Annotated in this window: 10 protein-coding genes; all 10 read right to left on the bottom strand. The window is 69.9% G+C overall.

Going from position 1 to position 9,584, the window contains the following annotated elements:
• Positions 1 to 191: 191 nt before the first annotated feature.
• The 10 genes from AC1DYK_RS11645 to AC1DYK_RS11600 all read right to left on the bottom strand — a co-directional run bounded on the left by AC1DYK_RS11645 (position 192) and on the right by AC1DYK_RS11600 (position 9,583).
• Positions 192 to 1,808, bottom strand: coding sequence for an ABC transporter ATP-binding protein (locus tag AC1DYK_RS11645; RefSeq protein WP_478166443.1), 1,617 nt, complete (start codon positions 1,806 to 1,808; stop codon positions 192 to 194).
• A 15-nt stretch (positions 1,809 to 1,823) separates the two neighbouring features.
• A complete protein-coding gene (gene biuH / locus AC1DYK_RS11640; RefSeq protein WP_478166448.1) occupies positions 1,824 to 2,537 on the bottom strand; it encodes a biuret amidohydrolase in 714 nt (237 codons plus the stop codon).
• A 61-nt stretch (positions 2,538 to 2,598) separates the two neighbouring features.
• Complete coding sequence (locus AC1DYK_RS11635; protein ID WP_478166442.1) at positions 2,599 to 3,519, bottom strand: ABC transporter permease; 921 nt, start codon at positions 3,517 to 3,519, stop codon at positions 2,599 to 2,601.
• Positions 3,520 to 3,574: 55 nt separating this feature from the next.
• Positions 3,575 to 4,654 carry an ABC transporter permease gene (locus AC1DYK_RS11630; RefSeq protein ID WP_478166441.1) on the bottom strand — a complete coding sequence of 360 codons (1,080 nt, stop codon included), beginning with the start codon at positions 4,652 to 4,654 and terminating at the stop codon, positions 3,575 to 3,577.
• A 23-nt stretch (positions 4,655 to 4,677) separates the two neighbouring features.
• Positions 4,678 to 5,793 carry a BMP family ABC transporter substrate-binding protein gene (locus AC1DYK_RS11625; RefSeq protein ID WP_478166440.1) on the bottom strand — a complete coding sequence of 372 codons (1,116 nt, stop codon included), beginning with the start codon at positions 5,791 to 5,793 and terminating at the stop codon, positions 4,678 to 4,680.
• 100 nt (positions 5,794 to 5,893) lie between these two features.
• Positions 5,894 to 6,274 (bottom strand): oxalurate catabolism protein HpxZ, encoded by a 381-nt coding sequence (hpxZ, locus tag AC1DYK_RS11620; protein ID WP_478166439.1) that lies wholly within the window; start codon positions 6,272 to 6,274, stop codon positions 5,894 to 5,896.
• Between the two features lie 13 nt (positions 6,275 to 6,287).
• Entirely contained in the window at positions 6,288 to 7,712 is a 1,425-nt protein-coding gene (locus tag AC1DYK_RS11615) for an AtzE family amidohydrolase (protein ID WP_478166438.1), read from the bottom strand.
• A complete protein-coding gene (locus AC1DYK_RS11610) occupies positions 7,709 to 7,915 on the bottom strand; it encodes a DUF4089 domain-containing protein (RefSeq protein WP_478166437.1) in 207 nt (68 codons plus the stop codon). Before AC1DYK_RS11610 ends, AC1DYK_RS11615 begins: the two co-directional genes overlap by 4 nt.
• 10 nt (positions 7,916 to 7,925) lie before the next feature.
• On the bottom strand, positions 7,926 to 8,759 hold the full coding sequence (locus tag AC1DYK_RS11605; protein WP_478166436.1) for an ABC transporter ATP-binding protein: 834 nt from the start codon (positions 8,757 to 8,759) through the stop codon (positions 7,926 to 7,928).
• The gene (locus AC1DYK_RS11600) at positions 8,756 to 9,583 is read right to left on the bottom strand and encodes an ABC transporter permease (protein ID WP_478166435.1); all 828 of its coding nucleotides are present in this window, start codon (positions 9,581 to 9,583) and stop codon (positions 8,756 to 8,758) included. The genes AC1DYK_RS11605 and AC1DYK_RS11600 overlap by 4 nt, the downstream gene beginning before the upstream one ends.
• Position 9,584 lies beyond the last annotated feature (1 nt).

Raw genomic sequence — 9,584 nt, 5'->3', positions numbered from 1 at the left:
GGCGATCCCCTCTGCGCCGCTGAGCAGCGCAGCCTTTCGCGGATCAGGGCTCGCGACTGTCTGAGCCGAAGGCGAGTTTGAGCGAGACCCCGCGAAAGGCGAGCAGCGCAAGGCAGCCCGAAGGGCCGGCGCAGTGGGGGTCGACCGGCCCGCACCGCGTGCCGGGCGCCTCCCCAAGGACAGCAAGGGCTTCATGCAGCCACCGGCGCATGATGATCGCCCCCGCCCATGTGCGCCCCAAGCACATGCCTCTCGGCAGTCGCAGCATCGGTCTCATAGACGATCCGCCCTTCGCTCATCACCACGATCCGGTCCGCCATCTCGAGCAGTTCGTCCAGGTCCTCGCTGATCAGCAGCACGGCACCGCCGCGCGCGCGCACCTGCACGATGCGGCTGTGAATCTCGGCCACCGCCGCGAAGTCCAGGCCGAACACCGGATTCGCCGCGATCAACACGTTGATGTCCCCGGCCAGCTCCCGCGCCAGCACCGCGCGCTGCACGTTGCCGCCCGACAGGCTGCGGATCGGCGCGCCCTCCCCCTGGGTCTTGACGCCGTACTCGGCGATCCATTCGCGGGCCCGGCTGCGCCACAGCGGGAAGTTCAGCACGTCGGCGCCGAGCGCCGGCCAGGCCAGTGGCGGCTGGTCGAAGTCGCGCAGCGCCATGTTCTCGGCCACGCTGAGGTCACCGACGCAGGCGTTGCGCAGCGGCTCTTCGGGCAGGCTGCGCACCTTGAGGCGGCGGTTCTCCTCGCGCTTGGCGGCGTAGGGCTCGCCCATGACGGTCACGCGGCCCGCAAGGCGCGACCGCTGGCCGACCAGGGCCTCCACCAGTTCACGCTGGCCGTTGCCCGAGACGCCGGCCACGCCGAGGATCTCGCCGGAACGCACCGACAGGCTCAGGTCGTGCACCGCCAGCGTGCCGCGGTCGCCCAGGGCCCGAAGGCCGTCGACATGCAGCGCGATCGGGGCGTCGGGCGGGGTCGGCTGCATCGCATGCAGGGCGCGGCCGATCGGCGCGGCGGTGTCGCCCTCGGCGGGCGGCGGCGCTTCGCCCTCGCCCATCATCGCCGCCGCCAGCCGCGCGGGCGTGGTGTCGGCCACCTTGCAGTGATGCACCGCCTTGCCACGCCGCAGCACCGTGACGCTGTCGGCATAGGCCATCACCTCGCGGAACTTGTGCGTGATGATCAGCACGGTGCACAGGCCGCTCTGCGCAAACTCGCGCACGTGGCCCAGCACCTCGTCGGCCTCCTGCGGCGTCAGCACCGAGGTCGGCTCGTCGAGGATCAGGAGGCGCGGCTTCAGGTAGAGCTGCTTGAGCAGCTCGAGCTTCTGCTTCTCGCCGGCCGCGAGTTCCGACGGACGCGCGTCGAGGTCGAGGCTGAAGGGCGTGCCGGCCAGGAAGTCCTCGAGCTCGGCGCTCTTGCGCTTCCAGTCGATCAGCGCCGGCGTCTTGCCGCCGGCCAGCAGCAGGTTCTCGGCCACCGTCATGCCCGGTGCCAGCGTGAAGTGCTGGTAGACCATGCCGATGCCGAGCATGCGGGCGACCACCGGGTTGGCGATGTCCTGCTCGCGGCCGTCGATCAGGATCGCTCCCTCTTCGGCGCGCTGGAAGCCGGCCACGCATTTCACCAGCGTGCTCTTGCCCGCACCGTTCTCGCCCAGGAGCGCGTGCACCGTGCCGGGCTCGACGTGCAGGGTCACGCGGTCCATCGCAGTGAAGCTGCCGAAGCGCTTGGTGAGCTCGTAGGTGTCGAGCGCCAGCGCGCCGGTGGCGCAAGGAAGCGGGGCGACGGGGGCAATCATGTCGTGCTCTCCGGTCTAGGGCTGTGGCAGTGCCTCGAGCAGCGCGCCCGAGTTCGCGTGCGCGCCGAACACGCCGCCCTGCATGGTGATCATCCTGAGCGCCGCGAGGTGGTTGCCGTGGTCGGTGGCTGCGGTGCAGTCCGACAACAGCAGGCATTCGAATCCGCGGTCGTTGGCGTCGCGCATCGTGGTGTGGACGCAGACGTCGGTCGTGATGCCGGCGAGGATCAGGTTCTCGATGCCGCGCGTGCGCAGCACCAGTTCGAGGTCGGTGGCGTAGAACGAGCCCTTGCCGGGCTTGTCGATCACCACTTCGCCGGCGAGCGGCGCCAGCGCGGGAATGATCTCCCAGCCCGGCTCGCCGCGCACCAGGATGCGCCCGCACGGGCCTTCGTCGCCGATGCCCACGCCGTTGGCGCCGATCTGCCGCGAGCGCCAGCGCTTGTTGGCAGGGAGGTCGGCGAGATCCGGGCGGTGGCCTTCGCGCGTGTGGATGATGTGGAAGCCCAGCAGCCGCAGCCGCGCCAGCGTGCGTGCGATCGGCGCCTGCACCAGCGACAGGTCGTAGCCCATCACATCGACATAGCCGCCCGCGCCGCAGAAGTCGGTCTGCATGTCGATCACGATCAACGCGGTGTTGTCGGGCCTGAGCGCGCCGTTGTAGGGCCACGGATACGGATCGGCCGCGACGAAGGTCGCGCGCGTGTCGAGGCCGGCCGCGAGGTCCATCGGTCCGGGGTCGCCAGGTCGGCCGGCGGCGGGACTGCTCATGGCGAAGACTCCTTGTGGTTCAACGGGTGGACGAGAGTTCGCCCGGGCTGCCCGCGGCGACGCTGCCGGGCTTGCAGGTCAGCACCAGGATCACCAGCGTGAGCACGTAGGGCACCGTGTTGAACAGGTGGTAGCCCCAGCCGACGCCGATCGATTGCAGCGCCGGGCCGATCGCGCCGGCGCCGCCGAACAGCAGCGCCGCGCCGATGCAGCGCAGCGGGCTCCAGCGCGCGAAGATCACCAGCGCGACCGCGATCAGGCCCTGGCCGCTCGAGATGCCCTCGTTCCAGCTGCCCGGATAGAACAGCGTGAGCGAGGCGCCACCGAGCCCGGCGATGAAGCCGCCCGCGGTGGTGGCGGCGATGCGCAGCCCGGCGACCGAATAGCCGAGCGCCCGCGTCGCATTGGCCGAGTCGCCGGCCATGCGCACCAGCAAGCCGGCGCGGGTGCGCGCGAAGCCCCACCACAGGAACACCGCCAGCGCGATGCCCACCGGCACCAGCGCGTTGACTTGCAGCGCCGAACGGATCACCGGGTCGTCGCTCCAGTCGCCCAGCGGAATCGCCGGCAGTTGCGGTGCCTGCGGCTGGATCAGCGGCTTGCCCAGGTAGAAGGCGAGCCCGGTGCCGAACAGCATCAGCGCGATGCCGGTGGCGACGTCGTTGACGCGGTCGAGCGAGCACAGGAGCCCGTGCAGCAGCGCCAGCAGCGCGCCCGCTGCGGCGCCGATCAGCACGCCGAGCCAGGCCGAGCCGGTGAGCCAGGCGCCGCCGAAGGCGGCCATGGCCGAGAGCACCAGCACGCCCTCGAGGCCGAGATTGATGCGGCCCGATTTCTCGGTCAGGCATTCGCCCAGGCTCACGAAGAGGAAGGGCGCGCCGACGCGCAACGCGCCGCCGACGATGCCGGCCACGAGCGCGATCCACTGGTCGGCTGTCATGGAGCAACCTCCGCGCTGCGCGCTGCGGTATTCGACTTGGGAGCGGCCCGGCGTCTCATACGGGCTCCTTGGTCAGGCGCGGCTGCACCGCACGCGGCATGCGGTTCTTCAGCAGCGCCTTCCAGTCGATCATCCGCAGCCCCTCGCTCGCGAGGATGAGCACGAAGGCCAGGCCCTGCAGCACCAGCACCGAGGCATCGGGCAGGCCCAGGCGCCGCTGCAGCAGGCTGCCCGCGGCGCCGAAGCCGCCGAACAGGATCGCCACCGGGATCACCGCCACCGGGTTGTGGCGGGCGATGAACGCGACCAGGATGCCGGCGTAGCCATAGCCCGCGATCAGCGAGGCGTTGGCGTTGGTATGGACCGCCGCGACCTCCACCGCGCCGGCGACGCCGGCGAAGGCACCGCCCAGCCCGCAGGCCGCCAGGATCAGCCCGTTCGCCGGCAGGCCCACCAACTGCGCGGTGCGCGGGTTGCCGCCGACCACGCGGACCGAGAAGCCCGATGCGGTGGCACGCAGCCAGAGCCCCGAGATCGCGCAGGCCACGATGCCGATCACCAGCCCCCAGTGCACGTCGGAGCCGCCGATGCCGCCGATCGCGAGGCCGTCCGCGAGCGAGCGGGTCGCCGGCTTGTTGAGGCTGGCCGGATCGCGCAGCACGCCCTCGACCAGGTGCTTGAAAAGCCCGATCGCGATGTAGGCCAGCAGCAGGCTGCTGATGGTCTCGTTGATGCCGCGGTACTGGCGCAGCCAGCCCGCCAGCGCGATCCAGGCAGCGCCGGCGATGGCGCCCGCGATGCACAGCAGCAGCGTGCCCGCGAGATTGGCCGGCAGCGGCAGCGCATAGGGCAGCGCCGCGGCGGCCAGTCCGCCGAGCACCAGGGCGCCCTCGCCGCCGATGATCACCAGCCCGGCGCGCGCAGGAATGGCCACGCACAGCGCGGTCAGCATCAGCGGCGCGGCGCGCTGCAGCGTGTTCTGCCACGAGAACCAGTCGCCGAAGGCCCCCTTGAAGAGAATGACCCAGACCTCCAGCGGACTCACGCCGGCGAACCAGACGAAGACGCCGAAGAGAAGCAGTGCCGCCGCGATGGCGAACACCGGCAGCGCGATCTCTTTCAATGCGTGGCGCATCGTCGGCTCGCGAAGTCAGGTGTTCAGCCGACGGAACCTATGACGCCTTCGACCAGGTAGTTCATCTTCTCGAGTTCGAGGTCGGTCTGCTTGAGCGCCTTGCCGGCCGGAATCACGACCACACCCTTGTTGTCCTTCAGGCCGCCCTGGAAGATGTCGAAGCTGCCCGCGAGCATCCTGGCCTTGATCTCGTCGGCGTTCTTCCTGGCCGGGTCCGTGACCATCGGGCCATAGGCCGACATCTTCACGTAGCCTTCCTTGAGGCCGCCGCGCAGGAAGTTCGGATGCGGCTTGCCGGCCTGCGCCGCATCGACCACGGTCTTGTAGGCGGTGAGCCAGTTCCACTCGGCGCCGGTGAGGTAGGCGTTGGGTGCCAGCTTGGCCTGGCTCGCGTGGTAGCCGCAGACCATCTTGCCGCGCTTGGCAGCCGTCTCGACCACCACCTTGGGGCCGTCCACGTGCATCGTGAACACGTCGCAGCCCTGGTCGGCCAGGCTGTTGGTGGCCTCGGCCTCCTTCACCGCCATCGACCAGTCGCCGGTGAAGATCACGCTGCAGGTGATGCCGGGCTTGACCGAGCGCGCGCCCATCGTGAAGGCATTGATGTTGCGCAGCACCTGCGGGATCGGCTTGGCGGCCACGAAGGCGATCTTGTTGCTCTTCGTCATGTGGCCGGCGATCACGCCGTTGAGAAACTGGCACTCGTCGATGTAGCCGAAGAAGCTGCCGACGTTGTTCGGGTGCTTGCCCTCGCTCCAGAGGCCGCCGCAATGGGAGAAGCGCACGTCCGGGTTCTTCGGCGCCACGGCCAGGATGTGCGGGTCGAAGTAGCCGAAGGAGGTCGGGAACAGCAGCTTGGCGCCATCCTGCGAAATCATGCCGGTCATGGTCTTCTGCACCGCCGCGGTCTCGGGCACGTTCTCTTCCTCGACCACCTTGAGGCCCGGCATCTTCTTGAGTTCGGCCGCCGCCAGCGCATGCGACTGGTTGTAGCCGTAGTCGTCGCGCGGGCCGACGTAGATCACGCCGACGGTCAGCGGCTTCTGCGCACGGGCCAGCGCGCTCCATCCGCCCAGCGTGGTGGCGGAGGCCAGCGCGGCCAGGGACTTGAGGGAATCGCGACGGTTGAACTGGCTCATGGTGCTTACTCCAGGTGATGGAAGAATCAGAAGGCCGGGGTGTCCTGTCTTGGATACAAGTTGGTGTGCAAAAACCGTACCAGCGCCTTGCCCCCCGAAATCAGCCCAACAGGCTCACGTGGGCCGCCACCACGCGCCAGCCTTGTGCGGTGCGCATCCAGGTCTGGCTCTGGCGCCCCGTCCTTGTGCTTCCTTCGCGCCGGAATTCGAGGTTGGCGGTGGCGAAGTCGCGGCCGTAGGTGGTGACGACCGTGCGCAGGACTTCGCGCGCCAGGCCCTGCGAGGGCCGCGCGGCGCGGAAGGCCTGGATCTCGTCGTAGCCGTAGAGGTTCTCGGTGGCGCCGTAGCGCAGCGTGTGCGGGCTGTTCCAGAACAGCTCGTCGAGCACCTCGACCTTGTTGTGGACCAGGGCGTCTTCGTAGCGGTCGCAGGCGGCCCCGACTTCGGCGAGCACCTCGGGCAGGTTGATGGGCTGGTTCATCGTGTCTCCTTCATCAGAGCGCTGCGACCGGCGAATGCACCGCGCCGGCCGACTCGAGCGCGGCGGCGACGCGCAGCACTAGGTCTTCGCGCCACGGCGCCGCGATGACCTGCACGCCGATCGGCAGCGCGGGGTGGGCGCCCCACACCGGCACCGCGCACACCGGCAGGCCGATGCAGGAGATCGGCTGGGTCAGCAGGCCCAGGTTGGGACGCACCGGCAGCCGCCGGCCGTTGAGCTCGAACCATTCGGCGCCGATCGGCGTCGCGGCCGAGGGCGTGGCGGCCGCCAGCAGGATGTCGAAGCGCTCGAACAGCCGCGCCACCTGCTCGGAATAGAGCCGCCGCACGCGCTGCGCGCGCGCGACCCATGCGGCCGGCAGCAGCGCGCCGGCCAGGAAGCGGTCGCGCGACAGCGGTTCGAAATCCTGCGCGCGCGCGCGCAGGTCGGGCAGGTGGAGTGCCGCGCCTTCGGCGTTGGTGATCAGGAAGGCCGCGGCCCGGCCGGCCTCGACCATCGGCAGCTCGACCGTGCGGCTGGCGCCCAGCGCCCGGGCCACCGCGTCGACCGCGATCAGCGCCTCCGGCTGGGCATGCTGGCGGAAGTAGCCGCCCAGCACGCCGATGCGCAGCCCCCGTGCGCCGAGCGCCAGCGCCGCGGCCACCGGCTCGGCCGCGCGCTGCGCGCAGCCCGGGTCGCGCGGGCCGGCGCCTTCGGGGCCCTGCATCGCGTCGTAGGCGAGCGCCAGGTCGCGCACCGAGCGCGCGAACGGCCCGAGATGATCGAGGCTGGACACGAAGGGAAAGCTGCCGGTGCGCGGCAGGCGCCCGAAGGTCGGCTTGAGGCCGAACACGCCGCACAGCGACGAAGGCACGCGGATCGAGCCGTTGGTGTCGGAGCCCAGGGTCAGCGGCACCTGCCCCGCCGCGACCGCGGCGCCCGAGCCGCCCGAGGAGCCGCCCGCGATGCGTGTCAGGTCGTGCGGGTTGTGGCACGGGCCGACGTGGCTGTTCTCGGTCGTGAAGCCGTAGGCGTACTCGTCCATGTTGAGCGCGCCGACCAGCACCGCGCCCGCGCTCTCGAGCCGCCGGACCAGCGCCGCATCGTCGCGCGGCGGCGTGTGCTCGCGCTCAATCTTCGAGCCCGCGAGGGTCGCCAGGCCGGCGATGTCGAACAGGTTCTTGACCGCGAAGGGCACGCCCAGCAGCGGCAGTTCGCGCGTGCGCGGGCCGTTGTCGGAGGCCAGCGAGTCATCGACCTGCGCGGCGCGCCGCAGGGCGCGCTCGCGCAGCACCGCGGTGAAGGCGTTGACGCGGCGGTCGGTGGCCTCGATGCGGTCCAGGCTGGCCTGCACCAGCGCCACCGCGCTGACCGCGTTGCCGCGGACCGCGTCGGCCATGGCGGACGCATCCTGCTGGAGCAGGGCCGCGGCGCTCATTGCTCCTTCTCCCGCGGCGACACCGGCGCAAAGCTCAGCGCCGGCTCGTCGCGCTCGCTGAGCGGCACGGCCTCGACCAGCGCGGCGAACTCCGCCGCCAGCGAGAAGTAGCGCAGCACGCCGGGCCTCTGGTCGGGCCTGAGCTTCAGGCCGAGCATGGCCGCTGATGCATCGACATAGGCTTCGATCTCCGAAGGCGTCATGGCGGGACTCCTAGCGGCGCACTTCGCGCTGGAAGATCTCCAGGCTCAGCTTCTTCATGGCGACGAAGCTCGCCGAGCTCAAGGTCTCGAGCGTGCGCGGCCGCTCGTCGCGGTAGTCGAGGATCTCGGCCACCTTGGTCGGCCGCTTGGTCAGCAGCAGCACCTGGTCGGCCAGGTACACCGCCTCCTCGAGGTCGTGCGACACCAGCAGCATCGTGGTGCCGGTCTTCATGAACACCTCCTGCAGCTTCTCGCGGATGAACAGCGTCATCTCGAAGTCGAGCGCCGAGAACGGCTCGTCGAGGAACAGCACCTCGGGGTTGGGCGCCAGCGCCCGCATGATCGAGGCGGTCTGCTGCTGGCCGCCCGAGAGCTCGTAGGGATAGCGCTTGAGGTCGAACTTGACGTCGAACGAAGCCACCAGCTCCGCCATGCGCCGGTCGACTTCGGCCTTGGAACGGCCTTCCAGCTTGAGCGGATAGGCGATGTTGTCGATGGTGCGCATCCACGGGAACATCGCCTCGCGGTAGTTCTGGAACACGTAGCCGATCTTGGTGTCCTTGAGCGACTTGCCGTCGAACAGGATCTCGCCCGCATCGATCGGGATCAGGCCCGCGATCATGTTGATCAGCGTCGACTTGCCGCAGCCGTTGGGCCCGAACACCGAGACGATCCTGTGCTTCGGGATGTCGAGGTCGAAGTTCTGGTACAGCGGCCAGCCCGCGAAGTGCTTGGTCAGCCCGCGGATGGTGATGTGGGTGCCGGCCGGGCCCGGGGTGAAGACCGGCTTCGGCACGTCGGCGTACACCGGGCCGTTGATGACGCGCTCGACGCTGGCTCTCATCTTCCGCTCCAGTGCACGATGCGGCGCTCGGCCACGAGGAAAAGGATGTTGAGCGCATAGCCCAGCGCGCCGGCCGCGAGGATCGAGGCGTACATGTCCTTCACGTTCATCACCTGCTGCGAGTTGATGATGCGGTGGCCCAGCCCGCTGTCGGAGCCGATGAACATCTCGGCCACGATCACGATCACCAGCGCCATCGACACCGCCGAGCGCAGCCCGACGAAGGTCGGCTGCAGGCTCTCCCACACCAGCACGTCGCGAAAGATCTGCCAGCGCGAGGCGCCCATGACCTTGGCCGCCATCACCCGCTGCTTGCGCGCGTTCATCACGCCGTAGGCGCTGTTGAAGACCACGATCAGCAGTGCGCCGAAGGCCGCGATCGCCACTTTGTTGACGTCCGACACGCCGAAGATCATCAGGAACAGCGGGATCAGCGCCGACGAGGGCGTGGAGCGGAAGAAGTCGATCAGGAACTCGACGCTGCGGTAGGCGCGCTCGTTGCTGCCGAGCAGCACCCCGAGCGGCACGCCCACCACGGCCGCGATCAGGAAGGCCTGCAAGGTGCGCCAGACCGTGACCGCGAAGTCGAGCAGCAGCGGGCCGCCCGCCAACCCCGACACGAGCGTGAGCAGCGTGTCGCCCGGCATCGGCAGCAGGATGGCCTTGATCAGGCCGAAGCGCACCACCAGGTCCCAGACGATGAACAACACCACCGGGCCGATGAAGGGCAGCGCCTTGACCCAGTGCGATTCGCGCGGCGGCGCGGCGTCGGCTGCGGTTGCGGGGGGCGACCAGGGCGCCGTGCCGGACGAGGGCGTCGTCATG

This window comes from Variovorax sp. P2_H12, assembly GCF_056403395.1.
Note: the sequence above shows the minus strand (reverse complement) of the source record. Positions and strands in the feature narration are given on the sequence as shown.

Excerpts from the sequence above, each read along its gene's own strand:
- AC1DYK_RS11610 (WP_478166437.1), bottom strand. The coding sequence starts at position 7,915 with ATGACGCCTTCGGAGATCGAAGCCTATGTCGATGCATCAGCGGCCATG.
- AC1DYK_RS11635 (WP_478166442.1), bottom strand. The coding sequence starts at position 3,519 with ATGACAGCCGACCAGTGGATCGCGCTCGTGGCCGGCATCGTCGGCGGC.
- AC1DYK_RS11600 (WP_478166435.1), bottom strand. The coding sequence starts at position 9,583 with ATGACGACGCCCTCGTCCGGCACGGCGCCCTGGTCGCCCCCCGCAACC.
- biuH (WP_478166448.1), bottom strand. The coding sequence starts at position 2,537 with ATGGACCTCGCGGCCGGCCTCGACACGCGCGCGACCTTCGTCGCGGCC.
- AC1DYK_RS11630 (WP_478166441.1), bottom strand. The coding sequence starts at position 4,654 with ATGCGCCACGCATTGAAAGAGATCGCGCTGCCGGTGTTCGCCATCGCG.
- AC1DYK_RS11615 (WP_478166438.1), bottom strand. The coding sequence starts at position 7,712 with ATGAGCGCCGCGGCCCTGCTCCAGCAGGATGCGTCCGCCATGGCCGAC.
- AC1DYK_RS11645 (WP_478166443.1), bottom strand. The coding sequence starts at position 1,808 with ATGATTGCCCCCGTCGCCCCGCTTCCTTGCGCCACCGGCGCGCTGGCG.
- AC1DYK_RS11605 (WP_478166436.1), bottom strand. The coding sequence starts at position 8,759 with ATGAGAGCCAGCGTCGAGCGCGTCATCAACGGCCCGGTGTACGCCGAC.
- hpxZ (WP_478166439.1), bottom strand. The coding sequence starts at position 6,274 with ATGAACCAGCCCATCAACCTGCCCGAGGTGCTCGCCGAAGTCGGGGCC.
- AC1DYK_RS11625 (WP_478166440.1), bottom strand. The coding sequence starts at position 5,793 with ATGAGCCAGTTCAACCGTCGCGATTCCCTCAAGTCCCTGGCCGCGCTG.